This is a genomic window from Enterococcus sp. NPDC086594, assembly GCF_044746145.1.
GTDB lineage: Bacteria > Bacillota > Bacilli > Lactobacillales > Enterococcaceae > Enterococcus_D > Enterococcus_D entomosocium.
Map to the genome: position 1 here is coordinate 68,731 of NZ_JBIVBP010000004.1, position 20,634 is coordinate 89,364.

General features: G+C 42.6%; 17 protein-coding genes. 8 read left to right on the top strand and 9 right to left on the bottom strand.

Translation table 11 applies throughout. The features are described 5' to 3' along the window. The first annotated feature begins 43 nt into the window (after nucleotides 1-43). Nucleotides 44-1,618 carry a ribonuclease Y gene (gene rny, locus ACIPK1_RS08070; RefSeq protein WP_005232891.1) on the top strand — a complete coding sequence of 525 codons (1,575 nt, stop codon included), beginning with the start codon at nucleotides 44-46 and terminating at the stop codon, nucleotides 1,616-1,618. Nucleotides 1,619-1,917: 299 nt separating this feature from the next. Here rny and treR read toward each other — a convergent pair whose 3' ends face one another. The 3 genes from treR to ACIPK1_RS08085 are packed head-to-tail and all read right to left on the bottom strand — an operon-like array spanning nucleotide 1,918 to nucleotide 5,981. Further along, nucleotides 1,918-2,634 (bottom strand): trehalose operon repressor, encoded by a 717-nt coding sequence (gene treR, locus ACIPK1_RS08075; RefSeq protein WP_005226457.1) that lies wholly within the window; start codon nucleotides 2,632-2,634, stop codon nucleotides 1,918-1,920. Nucleotides 2,635-2,688: 54 nt separating this feature from the next. After that, on the bottom strand, nucleotides 2,689-3,339 hold the full coding sequence (gene pgmB / locus ACIPK1_RS08080; RefSeq protein ID WP_400450498.1) for a beta-phosphoglucomutase: 651 nt from the start codon (nucleotides 3,337-3,339) through the stop codon (nucleotides 2,689-2,691). A 14-nt stretch (nucleotides 3,340-3,353) separates the two neighbouring features. Then, nucleotides 3,354-5,981, bottom strand: a complete 2,628-nt coding sequence (locus tag ACIPK1_RS08085) for a glycoside hydrolase family 65 protein (protein WP_301388884.1) — start codon at nucleotides 5,979-5,981, stop codon at nucleotides 3,354-3,356. A gap of 336 nt (nucleotides 5,982-6,317) precedes the next feature. Here ACIPK1_RS08085 and treP point away from each other — a divergent pair, with 336 nt between their 5' ends. Next, the gene (gene treP / locus ACIPK1_RS08090; protein ID WP_301387366.1) at nucleotides 6,318-8,312 is read left to right on the top strand and encodes a PTS system trehalose-specific EIIBC component; all 1,995 of its coding nucleotides are present in this window, start codon (nucleotides 6,318-6,320) and stop codon (nucleotides 8,310-8,312) included. A 124-nt stretch (nucleotides 8,313-8,436) separates the two neighbouring features. On the opposite strand, the gene ACIPK1_RS08095 is transcribed toward treP, so the two are convergent. Beyond that, complete coding sequence (locus tag ACIPK1_RS08095) at nucleotides 8,437-9,810, bottom strand: MFS transporter (RefSeq protein WP_016619499.1); 1,374 nt, start codon at nucleotides 9,808-9,810, stop codon at nucleotides 8,437-8,439. A gap of 258 nt (nucleotides 9,811-10,068) precedes the next feature. Between ACIPK1_RS08095 and ACIPK1_RS08100 the strand changes: the two genes are divergently transcribed. Then, nucleotides 10,069-10,554, top strand: coding sequence for a hypothetical protein (locus ACIPK1_RS08100; protein WP_005226468.1), 486 nt, complete (start codon nucleotides 10,069-10,071; stop codon nucleotides 10,552-10,554). 292 nt (nucleotides 10,555-10,846) lie between these two features. Here ACIPK1_RS08100 and ACIPK1_RS08105 read toward each other — a convergent pair whose 3' ends face one another. Genes ACIPK1_RS08105 through ACIPK1_RS08115 form a run of 3 tightly spaced genes read right to left on the bottom strand, consistent with a single transcriptional unit; the run spans nucleotide 10,847 to nucleotide 11,911 of the window. Continuing rightward, nucleotides 10,847-11,011, bottom strand: coding sequence for a hypothetical protein (locus tag ACIPK1_RS08105; RefSeq protein ID WP_005232885.1), 165 nt, complete (start codon nucleotides 11,009-11,011; stop codon nucleotides 10,847-10,849). Next, complete coding sequence (locus ACIPK1_RS08110; protein WP_005232884.1) at nucleotides 11,008-11,598, bottom strand: DUF1700 domain-containing protein; 591 nt, start codon at nucleotides 11,596-11,598, stop codon at nucleotides 11,008-11,010. The genes ACIPK1_RS08105 and ACIPK1_RS08110 overlap by 4 nt, the downstream gene beginning before the upstream one ends. Beyond that, complete coding sequence (locus ACIPK1_RS08115) at nucleotides 11,585-11,911, bottom strand: PadR family transcriptional regulator (protein WP_301387379.1); 327 nt, start codon at nucleotides 11,909-11,911, stop codon at nucleotides 11,585-11,587. Before ACIPK1_RS08115 ends, ACIPK1_RS08110 begins: the two co-directional genes overlap by 14 nt. A 225-nt stretch (nucleotides 11,912-12,136) precedes the next feature. Here ACIPK1_RS08115 and ACIPK1_RS08120 point away from each other — a divergent pair, with 225 nt between their 5' ends. After that, nucleotides 12,137-12,838: a TetR/AcrR family transcriptional regulator gene (locus ACIPK1_RS08120; protein WP_318036245.1), complete on the top strand. Its 702-nt coding sequence runs from the start codon at nucleotides 12,137-12,139 to the stop codon at nucleotides 12,836-12,838. Nucleotides 12,839-12,925: 87 nt separating this feature from the next. On the opposite strand, the gene ACIPK1_RS08125 is transcribed toward ACIPK1_RS08120, so the two are convergent. Together ACIPK1_RS08125 and ACIPK1_RS08130 are read right to left on the bottom strand one after the other, a co-directional pair. Next, nucleotides 12,926-14,617 carry a sensor histidine kinase gene (locus ACIPK1_RS08125; RefSeq protein WP_301387383.1) on the bottom strand — a complete coding sequence of 564 codons (1,692 nt, stop codon included), beginning with the start codon at nucleotides 14,615-14,617 and terminating at the stop codon, nucleotides 12,926-12,928. Beyond that, nucleotides 14,611-16,116 carry a response regulator gene (locus ACIPK1_RS08130; RefSeq protein ID WP_301387385.1) on the bottom strand — a complete coding sequence of 502 codons (1,506 nt, stop codon included), beginning with the start codon at nucleotides 16,114-16,116 and terminating at the stop codon, nucleotides 14,611-14,613. The genes ACIPK1_RS08125 and ACIPK1_RS08130 overlap by 7 nt, the downstream gene beginning before the upstream one ends. 205 nt (nucleotides 16,117-16,321) lie before the next feature. On the opposite strand from ACIPK1_RS08130, the gene ACIPK1_RS08135 reads away from it, so the two are divergent. The 4 genes from ACIPK1_RS08135 to ACIPK1_RS08150 all read left to right on the top strand — a co-directional run bounded on the left by ACIPK1_RS08135 (nucleotide 16,322) and on the right by ACIPK1_RS08150 (nucleotide 20,622). Further along, entirely contained in the window at nucleotides 16,322-17,992 is a 1,671-nt protein-coding gene (locus ACIPK1_RS08135; RefSeq protein ID WP_008376717.1) for an extracellular solute-binding protein, read from the top strand. A gap of 148 nt (nucleotides 17,993-18,140) precedes the next feature. Next, on the top strand, nucleotides 18,141-19,073 hold the full coding sequence (locus ACIPK1_RS08140; RefSeq protein WP_008376715.1) for a sugar ABC transporter permease: 933 nt from the start codon (nucleotides 18,141-18,143) through the stop codon (nucleotides 19,071-19,073). Nucleotides 19,074-19,089: 16 nt separating this feature from the next. Then, on the top strand, nucleotides 19,090-19,977 hold the full coding sequence (locus ACIPK1_RS08145) for a carbohydrate ABC transporter permease (protein ID WP_005232877.1): 888 nt from the start codon (nucleotides 19,090-19,092) through the stop codon (nucleotides 19,975-19,977). A gap of 6 nt (nucleotides 19,978-19,983) precedes the next feature. Next, nucleotides 19,984-20,622, top strand: coding sequence for a DUF624 domain-containing protein (locus tag ACIPK1_RS08150; RefSeq protein WP_005232876.1), 639 nt, complete (start codon nucleotides 19,984-19,986; stop codon nucleotides 20,620-20,622). The last annotated feature ends 12 nt before the right edge of the window (nucleotides 20,623-20,634 follow it).

Sequence of the window (20,634 nt, forward strand, 5' to 3'; positions counted from 1 at the left end):
TATCCTTTGTTAATCAAAATTACAAAATATTTAAAAAGATAGTATGGAGGTGGATTCATTGGAACTACTTTACATTCTCCTCGCTATCATCGGTTTAATTGTCGGTCTTGGATTAGGAGTTTATGTGACGAAATCTCGTCATGAGAAAGAAATCAACGGCGCCCAAAATTCTGCAGCTGGAATTATCGAAAGCGCTAAGAAAGAAGCAGAAACTCTTAAAAAAGAAGCATTGTTAGAAGCTAAGGAAGAAAATCAGAAGTATCGGTCAGAGATTGAAAGTGAGTTGAAAGAAAGCAAACTTGATTTAAAATCACAAGAAAATCGTTTACTCCAAAGAGAACAAGTACTTGATCGTAAGGACGATTCTTTGGAAAAACGAGAACGCTCACTTGAAGATAAAGAAGGCAGACTTAGTGAGAAACAACAATTAATTGACGAGCGAGAAAAAGAAGTAGAAAACTTAATCGATGGACAACAGAAAGAATTAGAGCGCATCGCCGCGCTGTCTAGAGATGAAGCAAAAGAGTTGATCATGAAATCAACGGAAGAGGAATTGAACCATGAATTAACGATCATGGTCAAAGAATCTGAACAGCGTGCGAAGGAAGAAGCAGATCGAAAAGCAAAAAATCTCTTGTCCCTAGCAATCCAACGTTGTGCCGCAGACCAAGTGTCTGAAACCACGGTATCGGTCGTATCATTACCAAATGATGAGATGAAAGGTCGAATCATCGGAAGAGAAGGTCGGAACATTCGGACCCTTGAAACCTTGACAGGGATCGATTTGATCATCGATGACACGCCAGAAGCAGTCGTCTTATCAGGATTTGATCCGATTCGCCGTGAAATTGCTCGTATGACCCTTGAAAAACTGATTCAAGACGGCCGGATCCATCCAGCTCGAATTGAAGAAATGGTCGAAAAATCTCGGAAAGAAATGGATGAGCATATTCGTGAATATGGGGAACAAGCAGCCTTTGAAGTCGGTGCTCACACCCTTCATCCAGACTTGATCAAGATTTTAGGTCGTTTGCGTTTCCGTACCAGCTACGGACAAAACGTCTTGAACCACTCGATCGAAGTCGCAAAACTAACCGGTGTTCTTGCCGCAGAATTAGGCGAAGATATTCAGTTAGCCAAACGTGCCGGACTCTTGCATGATATCGGGAAAGCCCTTGACCATGAAATCGAAGGCTCTCACGTTGAGATCGGGGCTGAGTTAGCTGCCAAATACAAAGAAAATGGTGTGGTGATCAATGCGATCGCTTCTCACCATGGAGATGTTGAAGCAACATCGGTTATCTCTGTTTTAGTTGCAGCCGCAGATGCCTTGTCAGCAGCCCGTCCAGGTGCCCGCAGCGAATCATTGGAAAATTATATTCGCCGCTTGCAAAACCTAGAAAATATCGCCAACGGCTTCAAAGGTGTCGATTCCAGTTTTGCAGTCCAAGCCGGACGTGAAGTCCGTGTAATGGTCAAACCAGAAGAGATTTCTGATTTGGATGCTGTACGATTGGTTCGCGACATCCGCAAGAAGATCGAAGACGATTTGGATTACCCAGGTCATATCAAAGTAACCGTTATTCGCGAGACCCGCGCAACGGATTACGCCAAATAGCAAGCAAAAGCAGTATCCTCTCAGAGGGTACTGCTTTTTTTGTGTGGCTGACTGTTAATAAGGACGACTGAGTTGTTCAAAATCAACTGTGCTTCATCAGTCCCATAAATGATCGAGCCTTTTTTGTTCGTCGGCAGTCAAACGCCGGGAAAGCAAAAGGATGAATCGTTAGCGACAGAGGCGAAAAGAGGAAGGATCGATCCAGCATCATCTCGAGAGGGGGGATTGAAACATAAAACAGACCCAGACTTCTCGGTGAAGTCTAGGTCTGTTTTGTCTTTTTCACGTCTATACGTCCATCAAATCTTGCGTCGACGGGCAAAGTCCACAAAGCGGAATTTATCCAGTCGGTGGATCGATTCGGTGTATTCAAAACAGCGCGTGTCTTCTAGATACACGAGGCTGCGAACCGTAACGACATGCTGATCTTCAGGACGCAGATCCATTAGATCCCGCAATTCTTTGTTGACGGGGTCAACAGTGATTTCTTTTTGTGCATAAGCGATCTCAAGGCCAAGATCATTTTCAAAGTAATCAAAAATCGATACTTTCGCTCGGTTTTCTGGCAACTCTTCGATGATAGAAGCATCAAGGTAATCTTTATCCAAAATCACCACTTCTCCATCGATTCTCCGCTGACGGATCAGTTTCCATGCCTCAGAAGCGACAGGCCAACCAGTGGTCTCGTGCAGCTTTGGCGAAACGGCGATCTTACGGATCTCGACAACCTTTGTTTCACTAGGAATGCGTTGGGTATCTTGCAGCTCACGAAAACTCGTCAAGCCGGAAATCGGGAAATCAAAGCGATTCAAGTCTAGGACGATTGAACCTTTCCCTTGTTTCTTTTGGATATAACCAGCATCCCGCAATAAATTCAATGCCTTACGGACAGTCTCGCGGGAGACACCATAAGTTTTGATCAATTGGTTTTCGCTAGGCAGCAAAGAATGCGGAGGGTATTCGTTTGCTAGAATTTTTTGTTCTAAATCTAAAAATATCTCTTTGAACTTGTTCATCGGATTGCCCCCTCTTTGGCTATTATAGCGAGGCCAATTTGGAAATGCAATCGACTATTTCGCCAAAAGTTCGTCAATGTTTAGATCCGTCAATTTTTCAACGATCACATCTGCACCGTGTAGTTCTTCTCCTGAATAAACGCCTACCGCGTACATACCAGCAGCTTTGATGCCGTCGATCCCTGCTTGAGCATCTTCAAACCCAACTGCTTCTGCCGGTTCAATGCCTAGTGCTAGCGCTGCTTGGATAAAGATTTCTGGATCTGGTTTGCCTTTTTTCAAGGTTGCTGGGTCAACGATCGTATCAAAGTCTTGCATGACACCTAGTTTGTCCAAAATAAACGGCGCATTCTTGGATGCCGAAGCGATGGCACAAGGAATATTTTTTGCTTTGGCTTCATCAAGGAACGTCTTTACCGCCGGCAATAGATCATCAGGAGTCAAGCTTTGTAATAATTGTACATAGTGGGTATTTTTCTTTGTCGCTAAGGCTTCTTTTTCGACTTCTGTGTAGGCATCATTTTTGTTGCCTAGTGTTAAGATTCGCTCTAAAGAATCCATGCGGCTAATGCCTTTTAACTGCTCATTGAATTTCAAATCGATCTCGATCCCAATCTCCGCAGCTAATTCTTTCCATGCGATGTAGTGGTATTTAGCTGTATCCGTGATAACGCCGTCTAAATCAAAAACAAATCCTTTTTTCATGTGTAACACTCCTTTTAGTAAGTAATCGTTGCTTCTTTCTTTGCTTCTAGAGAAACTTGCTGCCCATTCACTAAGATCGTGACTGGCTGATCAGCGGTGATCGTCAATGTTTCATGTGTAACATTCAATGCAAAGCGGGTGCCGCGAACTTCTAGCTGAAAGGCTAAGCTGTCCCAAGCTTTTGGCAAGTTTGGTGTGATCTGCAGTTGCTCTTCTCGAATATCAATCCCAGCAAAAGTGGTTAACGGAATAAACAACGTAGCGGCCATGACACCGGCGTGAATGCCTTCTGCCGTGGTCCCGCCTTGGATATCACGATAATCAGAAGAGAGGGCTTCTTGGTATAACGACCAAGCCAATTCCTGATCATCCACCATTGCCGCTAACTGAGCGTGAACGATCCGCGACAAAGTCGAGCCGTGGGAGGTGCGAGCCAAATAATAATGGAGATTTTTTTCAATATAGTCTGTTGGCAGTTGGTAAGAAAGATCCGCCAAAATTTGATTGACTTGCTCTTTTGAGAAATTATAGAAAATCATCAAACTATCGGCTTGTTTCGCGACTTTGTAGCTGTCAGCACTCTTGCCTTCAGCGTTTAGGATGCGATCCATCCGATAAATGTTGCCATATTTCTCTTTATAATGGGCCCAATCCAGATCTTCCAACTGGAAGTACCCTTCAAACTGTGCGATGATGCCTTCGTGATCGATCTCTAAGCCTAATTTGGTACGAATATCTGTCATAGTAGCAATATCCGCTGGGGTTAAAGCCGTTTTCTCCAATACTGCTTGGAAGCTCTCTGCTGATAGTTGTTGTTGGAGGTTCTCGATCTCTTCAAACAACCATACTACCATCATATTGGTATAGGCGTTGTTTTTCAAGCCGCCTTGTTCACTATTTGGGTAGCTTTCATGAAATTCATCTGGTCCCATGACTTTATCGATAAAGTAACGTTGAGCAGTATCATCCCAGGTGGCAGCACTTTGCCAGAAATGGGCGACTTCTAACATCAATTCTAATCCATATTGTTCCATAAAGGGACGGTCTTGTGTGTTGTGCCAATATTGCCAAATGTTATAAGCGATCGCTAAGGAGACGTGGCGCTGCAAGCGACTGTGGTCTTCTTTCCATTCGCCGCTGATAGGATTCAAATGCAGTTCTTGGGATTGCTCACTGCCATCCAAGCCTGATTGCCATGGGAACATGGCGCCTTGGTAACCGGCTTTTTGGGCGTCTTTTTTGGCAGCAGCTAAGCGGCGGTAGCGATACAGCAAAATTTCTTTGGCGGTGTCAGGAAAATGTAGAATGTAAAAGGGTAAGATAAACAGTTCATCCCAGAAAATATGACCGCGATAGGCTTCACCATGTAGGCCACGGGCAGTGATACTGGCATCTAAGGACTCCTGATAAGCATTCGGTGCTGCGGAGACCAGCAGATGATACGTATGCAGATTCAGCATTTTTTGTGACATCAAGTCACCAGTGACTTCGATGGCCGCTTTCGCCCATAATTCAGCCCAGGCTTGTTTTGAGGCGGTATACATCGTCGCAAAATCAGGTAATGCTAAGGAAGAAAACGTAAATGCCGGTTGCGGATCCTCTTGGCGATAAGCGGTAGCAGTGACTGATTTTTCGACCCGATAAGTTTGTCCCTCCGTCACCTCAAGGGCTACTTGCTGACGGACGAGCTGGTCGTTTGTTTCAGCTTGTAGCTCAGCCAATGGCAGGTCCTGTGAAAACAGTTCAGAGGATTGGACAACGGTAATCTGTGATTGGTTAGTGGTGACCACTAAATGCGCTTTGTTTTGTTCAGCTGCTGTCTCTTTCACGGTCAAATGCTGGTTGGTTAAGCTACGGTAACGAGCGACGTTATAGTTATAGACCGATCCGTCGGCTTCACTGACGAAAGTAACGGTGCCGGAAAAGTTCAGCGGGGTAAACTGATAGACCAAGCTGTATTGGTGAACGTCTTGCATATTGGCGATTTTCTTCGTTTCGATTCGCAGACGCTTTTGTTTTTTTGTTTCAATTTCTGCCACTGATTGGAACAAGCCGGTCTTCAGATCTAATGTCCGTTTAAAGGAAAGAAGCTGATTGTTGGCGATGTCGATCACTTCATCATCGATCTTCACGTACATTTTTTGCAGATTCGGTGCATTGACGAAGTCTTCATTGCTGATGGTATGACCAGAAACATCAGATTCCACCGTATTGTAAAGACTTGCTAAATACAGCCCTGGATAGTTCGCTTCACAAATGGTCATCTCAGGCGTCGTGCCTCGCAGCCCTAGATAGCCGTTGCCGACGGTTAAAAGTGACTCCACCGAGTATTCATCTTTACCAGGGGTGTAGCCATAGTATTCGAGGTTCCAAGGAATTTCAGCACTTTTTTCTTCATACTGTTCTTTCGTGGTGCAAATAAAGGGACGATTCAATTTTTCTGTCAACCATTGGTCCAGTGAAAAAGTCCCTTCTTCATTCGTAAACACCAGAGATTCAGAGACGATCCCGCCACCTTCCATTTTCTGCAGCTGCGCGGTCAGTGCAGCAACTCGTTCACTGTCTGTCCCAGAAAACGGATAGGTCGTACCGGTTTGATCCGTTAACAGCCATTCTTCCTTAGACAATATAATCGTATTCACAATAGTTGTCCTCCTTTAAACTTGTCTATACATGCAAGATGATTATAACGTAATTTGTAAGCTATTTCAATTTATCTCACCTGTTTTTTTATTCTTTTTTGTTAAATAAACAGTAAATAAAGTCATTGGCAATATTATTTTATATTAATCAAATATTTTAAAAAACGTTTATTTATTAAGGTTTTAATACGGTACCTTTTCTATTCACTTGTATTGTTTGTAGAAAAAGTGAAAAAAATTGGTTTGAAACGCTTGCAATATCAAAACTATCAAGTTATGATTAGTGCGTAATTAAAACATATATATACAAGTGGATATGAAAGGGGTTTATTAATTATGGGAAAGTATCGTGATGATGCTGAGAAGCTGCTGAAATATGTTGGCGGCAAAGAAAATATCGCCGCAGTAACACATTGCGCGACACGGATGCGTTTTGTTTTGAACGATCAGACAAAAGCAAACGAAAAGGCAATTGAAGAAATTCCAAGTGTCAAAGGGATGTTTACGAATGCGGGACAATTCCAAGTCATTATCGGCAATGATGTCTCAACGTTTTACAATGATTTTACCGATGTATCAGGAATAGAAGGTGTTTCTAAAGAACAAAGCAAAGCGATTGCAAAAAACAATCAAAATATCGTGCAACGAGCGATTGCTACGTTAGCTGAGATCTTTACCCCGTTATTACCAGCGATTATTGTCGGTGGTTTGATGCTAGGGCTGAGAAATTTCTTAGAAGGTGTACCGTTAGAAGCTCTAGGTGGACAAACCATTACGCAAGCTTCTACTTTTTGGAACGGTGTCAACGGCTTTTTATGGCTGCCCTGTGAAGCGATCTTTCACTTTCTACCAGTAGGGATTACCTGGAGTATTACACGTAAGATGGGAACCACGCAAATATTAGGGATTGTTTTAGGGATTACATTGGTTTCACCGCAATTATTAAATGCTTATTCAGTAAGTTCAACTTCTGCTGCAGAAATTGCTCAAAATTATACGTGGGACTTCGGGTTCTTCACTATTGATAAAATTGGGTATCAAGCACAAGTGATCCCAGCAATGCTGGCAGGTTTCTTATTGGTTTATCTTGAAAGATTCTTCCGGAAATGGATTCCAGAAGCGGTTTCAATGATCTTCGTTCCATTGTTCTCATTGCTGCCAACTATTTTAGCAGCTCACATGGTATTAGGTCCAATCGGTTGGCAAATCGGATCAGGCATTTCTTGGGTCGTAAATGCTGGCTTGACCTCACCATTAAACTGGTTATTTGGTTTCATTTTCGGTGGCTTGTATGCGCCTTTGGTTATTACCGGATTGCATCATACAACGCTAGCGATCGACTCTCAATTAGTAGCGGATTTTGGGACAACAAACCTTTGGCCAATGATCATGCTGTCAAATATTGCGCAAGGTACGGCAGTATTGGCGATTTGGTTCCTTCACCGTGGCAATAAAAAAGAAGAACAAGTCTCTGTTCCAGCAACGATTTCTGCTTACATGGGGGTTACTGAACCAGCGATGTTCGGGATCAATTTGAAATATGTTTACCCATTTGTCGCAGCAATGGTAGGTTCTGCCTTCGGTGGAATGCTGATCACTGCAACGAATACCCGTGCATTAGGTATTGGTGTAGGGGGACTGCCTGGCTTCTTATCATTTAAAATTGAAAACTATCCAATGGTCTTCATCTCAATGGCGGTGACGATTGCGATCACTTTTGTTTGCACTATCGTCTTTAGAAAAGTTACCTTCTTAAATAAATTAGAACCGCAATTGGCTGCTGATACAGCTGCAGCAGCGGCTGTTGCACCAACGACTGTTGCACCAACGACTGCTGCACCGACAACTGCAGCCCCAGAAGCAACACAAGTTTCAGAAGAAACCCTTTATGCCCCAGCTGATGGGAAAGTAGTTGCCATCACTGAAGTTTCTGATCCTGTCTTTTCTCAAAAAATGATGGGTGACGGCTTTGCTGTTCAGCCAACGAACGGAACGATTTATGCTCCTGTTGCAGGTACGATCTCTAGCATTTTTGAAACGAAACATGCAATCGGGATTTTAACGCCTGGTGGCGCGGAAGTTCTCGTCCACATGGGCTTGGATACTGTAGAACTAAAAGGTGCGCCATTTGAGGTTCTTGTTTCTGAAGGTGATACGGTCACACCAGAAACGAAGCTTGCAGTGATGGATCTAGATGCCGTTATCGCAGCTGGCAAACAGACAGATGTTTTGACGGTCATCACGAATGCCGAAAAAGTGCGTCAGCTTTCATTGACGACTACAGGCACAGTGACAGCCAAAACAGCGGTTGGTTCAGCTGAATTAAACTAAAAAAATAATCCGTTTCCGAGAGCGCCCTTTGACTAAGAAGGGGAATCGGAAGCGGATTTTTTTATGGGCCGTCCTCAAGGGAGGGCGGCTTTTTTTCGTTGTTTTTCAATTGGCAAAGCCGCAGTTAGCTGACAGCTTTTTTGTCGGTGTTTTTGCGGAAGTAGTTGATCGTTAATAGGAAAGTCAGTAAGACCAGGGCCCACAAAAAGAATAAGGCGATTTGAGAGCCGATGACCGTCCCTTGGGTGTAATCGGTCGTCGCATTTTGTGCCAAATTGATAATGGTCGCCACCACAGCCGTCGCCACTGCACCAGAAAATTGCTGCAGCGTATTAAAGATCGCATTACCGTCCGCGTACAATGCAGGAGTCAGCTTGTTTAAGCCGGTGGTCATCATATTGCTGTAGGCTAAGCCGATCCCGATCATGTAAAAGACATGTCCGGCAACTAGGCTCCAAATGAAAGGCGAACGCAAAACAAGGGCTAAGGCAAGCCAACCAATGGCAATCAAAGTCAAACCAGACAGGATCGGTTTTTTCGGTCCAACTTTATCCAGCAACCGACCAGAGATCGGCGCAAGGACCGCCCCGATGGCCGCCCCAGGAAGCATAACTAATCCTGCAGTAAAGGCATCTTTTCCCAAGACGAGTTGGACAAAGTTCGGCAAGACAAAGGAAATGCCCAGTAAAAGGAACTGACAAACGAGAAAGCCGAAAAGAAACAAACTGAAACTGCGGTTTTTCAAAACAGCCAAACGAATCAAAGGGTTTGGACCTTTTGAACGTTGATAAAACAAGCCAGCACCAATGAAACCGAAAAGCAGCGGCAGTAGACTCGCTAAGGTGCCTACTTGATTCAAGAACAATAAGAAGCCGCTGAACATCAAGACGATTCCTAATACACTCAGTAAATCCAGGGAAGTGTCTTTTGCCCCAGCCGTCTTAGGGATCGAGTAAAGACCGAGTACTAGGGAGATCAGTAAGACTGGGATCAAGAAAAGAAAGATCGCATTCCAAGACCAATGGGCGGTCAATAATCCTCCATATGTCGGTCCGATCGCTGGAGCGATGGAAGTGGTCAAATTCCCTAAGCCGATCGCCGCTCCCCGCTTTTCAAAGGGGGAGTAAGTCAAAATGATGTGGAACATCAAAGGCAGTGCGATCCCTGTGCTGGCACCTTGGAAAAAGCGGCCAATCAGCAAAATGGCAAACGTCGGCGATAAAAAGTCGATCACCAAGCCAACAAGGAAGAAGGCGTTGGCAGCTAGAAACAAGGTTCTCAATGAGAAGCGTTTCAAAAGGTAGGTCGATATTGGGACAATGATGGAGATGACCAGTAAGTAGATGGTCGTCACCCATTGGACATCGGATGTTGAAAGCGTAAATTGATCGATCAATGTCGGAAACGTTACATTCATGGCTGTTTCAATCAGCACGCCTGCAAATGACATCAATCCGGTTGCGAGGATCGCCCCCACGAGTTTTTTGTTGTTTTCCATATTCTCACCTCTAAAAATTCGCAAAAAAAGAGACCGTTTCTATTCTCATAGAAACCGCCTCTCTCTCGACAAGCGAACCCGCTTGTTATCTGTACGATTTAATCTATCGCTATTCTACTGACTTCATAAGAAAGTGTCAAGAGAAGTGGATAAAAAAATAGCAAAAAACTTTTTTGAAAGTTTTCAAACTTTTACTTACACGAAAAATTTTCTTCTGCTAGAATAGTCGAGTACGAAAAAAAGAAAGGAAGTTGTAACATGCCCATCAACAAAAAAGAAAGTTTGATCTATACGACACTTATGTGTATTTTCATGGTGTATTTTATGAGTGTTTACAACCTCATGTTCCAAGTCGGTGTTTCTGCATTGGCATTCCAATTGGCGTGGAATGAATTGCCATTAGCCCTTTGTGTCGCCTTTATTTTGGATTGGTTCATTGTTTCGGGTCCAGCAAAAGGTTTGGCGTTTCGATTTTTGGACCATCAATCAGCTACTTGGAAAAAAATCGGTTTGATTTCTTCATTGATGATCGCCGGCATGGTGATCTGTATGTCACTCTTTGGTGCGTTGATGCATCCAAACCCTGATCACTCGGTGTTCGTCAATTGGCTAAGCAACATTGGGAAAAATGTGATCGTCGCATTGCCGTTGCAATTGTTCATTGCAGGCCCAATCGTTCGCCGGGTGTTTCGCGCCTTGTTTCCTATTGGCACTGTGCAAGAACAGCCAGTACTAGGGGAATAATCGATCAGTAGAAAAAACGTACTGCAGACAGGCTCTACCAAGGTTAGCTAAAAATAGCTGGCTTGGCGATAACTGGACTTGCGGCACGTTTTTTTGCTTTTATAAACAACAAAAAAACCCATAGGATGGTATGGGTTTTTCTGGTTACCCTATGAAATAGGATACAGGATGTACCTATATAGTAATATGGTGAGGTCAAAAAGGAAAGTTCAATTTTTTCATCAATACATGAAATTGATGAAAATCACTTGTTTTTCTGACGAAAAAAACAACTTATAATTGTTTTTGCCGATTAGTCTGTGTAGAAACCAATCAGTTGATACCAACGACGATGCTCAATATGGTAGGCATCAGGTGAGTACCCTGACATTGAAAAACCGATAAAGGTGATGACCAGTCCGAGAATAATAAACAACAGACTGAGAAAAACGAAAAAGCGCTTATTGATTTTGATCATAGGACTGCCTTCTTTCGATAGTTTTGAACAAATGATTTTGGCCAAACGACAAGGGAGTGGGTAAGACGTGAAAAAGGTCGGCTCATACTATAAGTGGCGATCAGACAAAGAAGCCCTAAACCAAATAAGAAAATCCCCACGCCTAACTGACTTAAAAAGAGATAGAAACCATCCGCCATCAGCATGGGACTTAAGACAACGCTAGCAATCCCACCGATAAACGTAGTGACACCAATCATGCCAGTGGTGAAAGGCACACACCAGATGATTATTAAAAAGCTTAGGATCAGCAAAGCGGCACTTAACAAGAGGCTGCCCCACAATGGGAAGCCTAGCACTAAGATCAAGAGCAAAAAGGGATGAAAGCGGCGGGGAATCTCTACCACGACCTCTTCTGTTTCTGTGACTGTTTGGATCAGTTCTTTTGGGGAGCCAAGGCGTGCCACGGCTTCTTCTTCGGTGTATCCTTCTTCCATCAAATCTTCGATCATCTCGTCATAATAGTTGATCAGCTGATGAATCTCGCTAGGTCTGACTTTTTCAGATAATTCTGCAGCCAATGCCTTGATAAAATCAACTCTGTTCATCTAGTGTTCCTCCTTTAATAAATCGCTGGATCAATGTCAATTGGGGCCAGTCGTTGGTTAAAAAATCGTCGATCCGCTGTTTGCCAAGTATGGTCAAGCGGTAATATTTTCGGGTCCGTCCTTGATGACTCTTGTTGTAAGTCTCAACCGCTCGGCTGGCTTCTAAGCGCTTCAAGATAGGGTAGAGGGTGGATTCTGAGATTGGTAGTAAAGGAGAAATATTTTTGACTAATTCATAGCCATAAGAGTCCCCGTGCTGCAAATAGGCTAAAACACAAATTTCCAATAATCCTTTTTTTAATTGGGCATCCAAAGGCTCTCCTCCTGTTCATATCCATACTATACATTACATAGTATCATTTCACAAGTAGTATCAAAAAAATCAGTCTTAAGACTTAGCCGAGGAAAACAGGAAGGTTTTTTAGAAAAATGGTCAAAAATATAAAACAAAATTAAGAAATTCGGCAGAAAGTATATGTTAACGTTCTCTTTTTTGTTAAAGTAGAAGTATGCAGATTACTTTCAGTAAGAAAATTGGGTGTTGGTGGCGTTTCACTGGAAGAAAGCAAGTGAGAGTAGAGGAGCGTTAGCGAGAGCTGATCGCCTCAAGAAAGGAAGGGGTATTATGAGAAAAGCAACGATTACGAAAAAATATTTGATCAACTGTTTAAAAAAATATCTGGTGGAATATCTTTATCGGCCAATCACTGTCCGCGACATTGCTAAATATGCACGAACATCGACCCAACCAATCTATTTGAATTTTTCAAACATGCAAAATTATAAACAGGCAATGGTCGATGATGTCTTCCATGACATTCATGAAGCAAAAAAAGAGACGGTGATGACACTGGATCCTCTATACTGTTTTTGGCATGACTATTACGTGTTCGCCAGTCGCAATCGAGCCCTCTTTTTTGCATTATTTTTAAATGATATTGGTTGTGGTCCCTACATAAAAGAGTGTTCTTTTGCATATTTTCAAGAAGCAATCGCTGAATCAGCTGTTTTTCAATGCGAGCAAGAAAACGATCTGAGGAAATATCATGAAGAAGCCTTGATTTTTTTTAGCGGTTTGGTATTGCTGTTTATTCGTGAAGGGTGTACTGACGGCAACAAGGATTTTATAAAAGATACCATGGAGTATTGGGAACGAATGTTAAAGAAAGCAAAAGGCGTGACGCGAGACCAGGGTCGGCAAGGATTATTAGAGGTCGGTACGTTTGCTGTAGAGGAATAGGTACTTGAAATCAAGCATTAAAATAAATATCTGAATATTTTGACACCAAAAAACCGTTAGTGATTAAACATTCTTCACTGACGGTTTTTATTGAGGAGGTAAGTCTTGCGGTATGAGTAGAACAATTGTGGTGTTTTCACCTTTTACTGATTGAATCGATAAGGAAGCTTGCGTGCCATAGTACAATGCTAGCCGTTGGCGTACATTGTTGATACCATAATGTTGATCAGAAGGTTCCTCCAGTTGTTTTAGCTGTTCAGGATCAATCCCGGGACCATTGTCTTGAATCTCAAACCGTAGCCATTGTCCTTCTTTGAGGCAGCGGATCGTCAATACCCCTCTGCGGTCATCTTCAATATGATCAAGCCCATGAAAGACGGCATTCTCGACAAACGGCTGCAAGAGCAGATGGATCATCGGATACTCATCGATATCTGAGTCAATTTCGAGGACTAAATCAAAGGAATGGTGATGCATTTTTTGCTGGATTTTAGCATAGGTGATTGTTAGATCGAGTTCTTTGGTGATGGATAGCCGGTTGGATCCTTGGTTTAGGCTGAGACGGTAGAATCGAGACAGCAGCTGAGCCATCTCACGGATCTCGTGATTGCCGTTTAGTGTGGCAGTATTGCTGATCAGTGCTAAGGAATTATAAAAGAAATGCGGATTGATCTGGGCTTGCAGAGCCCGCAATTCGTATTCTTTTTGTTTCAATTCGGCTTCATATACTTCATTGATCAGCTCAGCGATTTTATCTAGCATTTTTTGAAAATTGGTGTATAACTGTCCGACTTCATCTTTTGAAGAATATGTGTGCTGGATTTTGAATTGATCCATTGATAAAGAGGCCATTTGCTGGGTCAAAGAGTTGATCGGCTGTACCACGGTTTTAGCCAACCACCAGCTGGATAAAACCAATATCATTAATACAAAACCAAAGATAATAAGTGCCGCACCAACTAGATACAGTAAACTGCTGAAAAATGACTGTGCGGTTTTAACAAAAACGATTTGCCAATGATTATCCAGCAGTACAGGTGCCTCTTCAATAACTGCGTTTCCAACCAGCCACTGTTTTTGAGTACGTTGCTGCTTCGTCAAATAATCAATGCGGTAAAGCGTCTGCCCGGTCTCTGACTGAATCGTCAAATCATAAGGCTCCTCAGTGACTGCATCAAGATTCGTGAACAATGCTGCTCGATCGATGGTTAAAACGATGTAGTTTAAGGAATCTGCGGTATGGCCTTTTAAAAAAAGGTTGGTATAAAAAGAAAGTTCCTCCCGTTCTTTGTCAAAATACGTTCGAATCTCGGTCGAAGGTTTTTCTTTTAGAAAAGGCAGTGCTGTATCAGCCGTGATTTTTTTGACGTATTGCCCATGATCATAAAGATCGATCGTGGTGTATAGCGTGATGCCTTTAATATCTGCTTGCGGAAAACGAACACTGTGAAACAAAGGCACGATCGTATTTTGAAAGAGATTGTATTGATCAAAGTTTGAGAAGCGTTGACTAGAAAGCTCTTGCGTCAAGGCGGTATTGTTGGCTAAAAAGAGCAGGCTGTCCCGATAGGTGTGGATCTTGCTTTCTAACTGATAGCTGATACTTTTGAGATTATCGGAGTAAGCACTTTTTTCCTGCTGTTGGATAAAGGCTCGGATGATAGCTACCCCGACAAAGGTCAAAACGATCAGAGGAACAATGCTTGAAAGAATTGAAATAAGGGCGATCTTTTTTTGAAAACGAAAATTTTTAACACAATCGTGGACTTTTCTTAACAAGAGGGACCTCTCTTTCTATACGCATCCGGCGTCATTCCGACAATTTCTCGGAACGTTTTGCAAAAATAGGAATAATGATTAAAGCCAACTTGTTTGGAGATAGTTCGAATGCTGCAGTTCGAGTTCTTTAAACGCTTCTGAGCCTGTTTGATACGGTAAGACTTGATGTATTTGGTGATACCCATGCCTTCAGAAGTACTGAATAATTCGCTTAGGTAGTTAGGATTGATATTGACTTCCTTTGCTAACCGATCCAAGCTCAACTCTTGGTGAAAATGAGCGAATACATAGGATTTTACTTGGCGCACATAGTCATTTGACTGGCTCCCGTTGATTTGAAGCAATGCATCATGGATATAATGGAAGAGGGCATCAAAAATATCCGCAATTAGTTGCAGACTTGGCGCTTCCAGTATTTTTCCAATCTGATTAGCGCCACACTCCGCATCAAAAGTGATCGTGCACTGATCGAGGATTGTTTGATAAAAGGTCGCAAAATAAAACTTGGCATTGGTTGGTTCCTCACGTCCATTTGTTTCAAAGCAGTCGAAAACTGTTTTCACAAGCGCGTGGGCTTTTTTACTTTCGTATTGATTCACATACGAAACGGTTTTTTCGAAAAGCGCTTTCTTGACGATGTAGTGATCTCCCGGAAGCAGCTGGCAGATTTTCCCTTTGTTTTGCTGATAAAAAGACCGCTGACTGGTTCTCAGTAAGTCATGATAGGTGCCATACACCCCTGAATGGTGGGGAACTGGTCCGCTGTCAAAAAGTGTTATTTTTTGCTGAAACTGTTCGGAAAAATAGGTAGTTAAGTTGTTTTTTCGCTCTTCGATTTCCCTTTTTGGCAAAGGTTCGTTAAAAAAGAGCAGTTGTGCTGGAGCTAAAAACAAACTGAACATTTCAGGAAATGCAGCAGATAGCGAAGGGACAAAATCCGGCGCATTCCAAGAATCCAGCGGCCAAGTAACGAGAAAAAAAGAGGGATGAGTCTTAAAAAAATCTTGTGCAATCGATTGCTCTTCCTTCGGCAGTGAATGCCAAGGATAGCCATAAAAAAGTTTACTCAAAATCTCTTTCAAGTAATGGGTTTGTGCGATTGTTTTTGTGTAAGCGCGCTGCTTTTGTTGATCAATAAAAAGAATGATTTTATTTATTTGTTCATAAAAATCATCAGGGTCGATTGGTTTTAAGAGGTAGTCAACCGCTTGTAACTGTATGGCTTTTTTTACATAATGAAAATCTTCAAAGCCGCTGATAAACATCACAGGAATTTCAGGAACTGCTTCTTTGATTCTCGCTACGAGGGCATGTCCATCCATAAAGGGCATCTTTACGTCGGTAATTATCAAGTCAAAGGGCTGTTTCTGAAAAAGTTGCCAGGCTTCGCGGCCATTTTTGGCTTCTTCGATCAGCCATTCTTTTTCATGCTGACTCAAGAAGTATTTGATCACTTCTCTTTGATCGTAGCTGTCATCAGCAAGCAGCAGTCGGTACATGGTTTTCGCCGTCCTTTCGTATAGAGAAAATTACGCAGTCGCTTCTTCTTTCTATAGTAAGCGATAAACAAAAAAAGCAACAGAGCGAATTTGTAAACGTTTTATTTTTCTGGAAATCGTGCTATGAATCTGAAAAAAGTGCTATATTTTCTGTGGAAGCGATTGCGTATAATAAGGATATCAAAAAAGTTTGAGGAGGAAAACAATGAAATTTAGGCGGGGGACAGCAATGTTAACAGCAGTTGCTTCAGCACTTATTATGACAGGATGCAGTTCAGAAGAAGCAAAGACCAATGAAAATGGGGATACCGTGATTACGATCGGACGCCAGACCGCACCGAACTCGAAACTGCCTGAGGGGGATTCTTACAGCAATAACGCATATACTCGATTGATTCAAGAACGCTTGGGCATCGAGCTGGAGAGTGCCTTTGAAGCCCATGGGGAAGACTATGATCGTCAAGTATCGCTAGCGATCGCTTCAGGGGAACTACCGGATACGATGATCGTCGGATCAAGAGATGAATTGGAAGAATTAGTTAACAATGATTTAGTGGAAGACTTGACCGAAGTATTTGAGGAGCATGCCGACGATTTTCTAAAAGACATCTATGATTCGTTTGATGGGATTCAGTTAGAAGCAGCCACGTTTGATGATCGCTTGATGGCGATCCCATCTACTAGCGATGACTTCGGGCCCAATCTTGTCTGGTTGCGCCAGGACTGGCTAGATGAGCTAGGTATTGAACTGGATAAAGATGGCAATCGCTCAATTACATTGGATGAGTTGAAGGAAACAGCGATTGCTTTTCAAGAAAATGATTTAGCCAATACCGGAAAAGCAGTTGGTTTGCCATTGGCCTTCTGGTTGTCTTCGCCAAATCATGGCGGCACGGCATATACCGGAACAGCCATCATGAATGCGTTTGGAGCCTACCCAAAATCGTATCTCCAAGATGAGAATGGGCAGATGTTTTATGGATCCAATACGCCAGAAATGAAAGAAGCACTAACGTTACTGAAGGACTGGCAAGATGAAGGGTTCATGGATCCGCAATTTGGTACCCGCACGTATGACGATATCCATGCCATGATGGTTAATGGAGAAACGGGCATCGCTTTTGGTCCTTGGCACATGCCTGACTGGGGGTTAGTACAAGCCAAACAAAATGATCCAAATGCTGAATTTGTTCCTTATGCCCTTGAAAATGCTAACGGCGATGGAGGGGTCAATGCCGTGGCTAACCGCGGCACTGGGCAATACATCGTGGTGCGCAAAGGTTTTTCTGAGCCGGAAAAAATCATGGAGATGATCAATCTGATTTATGGTGAAGTTGCCAACTCGGAGGATATTGAAACTGAGTTTCCGGAAATTTATGACTATGCGAAAGTGGATGTCGATGGGACGGTTCGTCCATGGAATGTTGTTTTCTTAAAAGCCTATAGTGAGATTGATGATGCAGTAGAAGCTTCCAAGGCGGCGGTTGGCGAAACATCTATCGAGGATATCTCCAACTTCTTCATCAAAGAAAACGCCGAAAAAATCAAGCAATATCTGGATAGCCCTGAAGAAACTGATCCGGTGGACTGGACCCGCTATGCCTCTCGCTATTTAGCCGTCAATAATGTGATGGGCGGTATCAGAGAGCAAGGACGCTTGAATGAAGTGAAACCACCGCGTTTTGATTCGATCAAAGCCAATGAACGAAACGGCGCACAAGTAGGGAAACTGGAGGAAGAGACCTTCATTAAGTTTATCACTGGAGAAGAACCCCTGGAAAACTTCGACAACTATGTTGAAACCTGGAATAGCCAAGGTGGGACAGCCATACTTGAAGAAATGCAAGAAGTAGTAGATCAGCGAGCAGATAATTAAGCGGCCACTCCAGCGGTTCTGACACTCGTCTTTCGAACAAAGAAAAGCAAGGTTGTATGCAGGAAAACCGACTGCAGGTGCCTTTTCTTTGTTCGAATTTTTTCATCAAGCGGCTGGTGAGGCAAAAAATTTATGGAGGAGTAAGTAAATGGAACTTTCTGTTGAAAAAGAAAGCAAAAAAGAAAAGAAAAAGTGGTTTTCTCGAGATCAGCTTTTCTTTCTAGGGATGATTTTACCAGGCATCATTTTTATTTTGATTTTTTCTTATGGTCCTATGTTTGGGTTGTTGATGGCATTTCAAGATTATGTGCCAGCGAAAGGTGTATTTGGTTCTGAATTTGTGGGATTCGAGCACTTTCGCTATTTGTTCAGTTTACCGGATATTTTCTTAGTAACTAAAAACACGATTTTCATCGCTTTCTGGAAAATTGTCTTTAATACGATCGTACCGATTCTTTTTGCGATTCTATTAAATGAAGTACGTGTAAAGTGGATGAAACGCTCCATTCAGACCATCGTATATTTGCCCCATTTTCTTTCATGGGTCATATTGGCTTCAGTAGTGGTCAATTTATTCAGTCTTGATGGAACGGTGAATCAGATTTTACAAAACTTTGGTGTAGAACCATTAAACTTTTTGGGTAGTAATCAGCTGTTTCCTCGTTTGCTGATCGGGACCGATGTTTGGAAAAGTTTTGGTTACAGTTCAATCGTGTACCTTGCTGCCATTACCTCGATTGATCCGGGATTATATGAAGCAGCAACGATGGATGGTGCTTCTTGGTCAAAAAAAGTCTGGCACGTAACCCTGCCGGGGATGATGCCTTTTATTTTGCTGATGACGATTTTGTCGCTGCCTAATATCTTGAATGCCGGCTTCGACCAAATTTATAACCTGTATTCTCCGGTTGTGTATCAAAGCGGCGATATTATCGATACCTATGTCTACCGAATCGGTCTGATCGGTAGAGACTATAGCTTAGGAACCGCCGTTGGTCTGGTCAAATCGGTGATCGGTCTATTCTTGATTTGGTCTTCCAACAAAATTGCGGAGAAGAAGACTGACAGAGTGATGTTTTAAGGAAAGGAAAAAAGAGATGAAAGAAAAATTTAGTATACGGCATGCAGTAATTTATTTGATCGTCATTGTTTTGGCTCTTTCTTGTTTAGTACCGATGTTGAATGTCGTGGCACTTTCTTTAAGCAGCAGCAGTGCCGTCGCGGCAAATGCTGTGGGGCTATGGCCAGTAGATCTGACCTTAGCGGCTTATGAGCGCATCATGAGCGATCAGCAATTTTGGCGTTCTTTTGGTATTTCAGTCATTCGTGTGGTGATCTCTTTATTGCTGAATTTGGTGATGATCGTAACGATGGCTTACCCGCTATCTAAATCAAAAAAAGTATTTCGAACGAGAAAATTATTCATGAGTGTGATGGTTTTCGCTATGCTCTTCAGTGGCGGCATGATCCCAACGTATTTGGTCGTTCGCAATCTAGGGTTATTGAATACGATTTGGTCCCTGATTTTACCTAGTGCAGTCCCTATCGGCAGTGTGATCTTGGTGATGAATTTCTTTCGGGGAATTCCCAAATCATTGGAAGAATCTGCTCGGATCGATGGGGCCAACCCACTGCAGATTTTGGGACGAATCTATATTCCAATGTCTTTGCCGTGTTTGGCAACCGTTTCTCTATTCAGTATTGTCGGTAGTTGGAATGATTTTTTCAGTGGACTGATCTATATGACCAAGACTGAAAACTATCCTTTAATGACCTATATCCAAACACTATCAGTCAACATTGCTGAAACAATGCAACAAGCTGGGAATTTGACTTCCGAGCAGCTACAAAGTCTGCTAGCGGTCTCTGATCGAAACTTGAATGCAGCGAAGATCGTGGTGGCAGTGGTGCCGTTATTGATTATTTATCCGCTTCTACAAAAATATTTCGTTCAAGGAATCGTTGTCGGATCAGTAAAGGAGTAAACCCACATGATACACTTTTTTCATTCAGAAAACTTCTTCGCACGAATCGCTTGGAAATTCAGCCAGTTGCTCCTATTAAATGTACTACTCTTGTTTTTTAGTTTGCCGCTCTTCACGATCGGTGCAGCCATTACTGCGGGTTCTAAAGTGGCGACTGATCTGATAGAAGGAAAAGCACCGGCTGTTGTTCAGCAGTTTTGGTCGGTCTTTTGCCAAAGCTTTCGAAAGAGCACTCTTATCTGGATCAGTCTACTTTTTTCTTTGTGGCTTTTGACTGCTGATTGGTTGTATTATTTCCAACTAAAAGGGACGCCTGATCTTTTTACCGTAGGCTTAGTAATTTGTACGTTCATGTGGCTTCAATTTTTCCAAGTTTCGTTTTTCTTACTCGCACGTTACGATAGCGGAATCAAAACGATCCTTTTGAACAGCATAAAAGTCGCCGCAAAGCACCCTTTTAAAATACTTAGTCTTCATATTCTGACTGCAGCCCCTATTGTCATCATGCTTCTTTCACCCTATGCGCTGGTTTTCAGCATGTACATTGCCTGCTTTTTTGGTCTTAGCTGTTTTTTGTATGCACGCTGTCAGTTATTGTTGGCAATTTTCAAGAAATATGAGAAGGTAGAAATAGCAGAAAAGTAACTGGCTTTTATA